The 243-nt window shown below is 39.5% G+C and carries 1 protein-coding gene; it reads right to left on the bottom strand.

From position 1 onward, the window contains the following. Positions 1 to 144: NAD-binding protein (locus tag SB749_RS20565; RefSeq protein WP_410711945.1), on the bottom strand; the 144-nt coding region annotated here is incomplete at its 3' end. Positions 145 to 243: the final 99 nt, after the last annotated feature.

The following is a 243-nucleotide window of genomic DNA, read 5'->3' as shown; positions in this document are numbered from 1 at the left end:
ATCAAGCCCTGCTTGTTTAGCAAAATGTAAGCCCTCAGCTAACCCTTGCACTACACCTGCAATACAAATTTGGTTAACCATTTTACATAATTGCCCTGAGCCCGCTTCGCCTAAAAGTCCACCATTATCAGATAAGCCCGCTATTTGCGGGCTTTTTTGTGCCTCATATTCGCTATATCTTTTTCAAAACCAAGCATATTCAGTTAAAAAATACGACTATAGTCTCTATTTATAAGCTTTGGC

The organism is Brevibacterium sp. SIMBA_078, from assembly GCF_046534565.1.
GTDB lineage: Bacteria > Actinomycetota > Actinomycetes > Actinomycetales > Brevibacteriaceae > Brevibacterium.
This window is presented reverse-complemented; position numbering and strand designations above follow the sequence as displayed.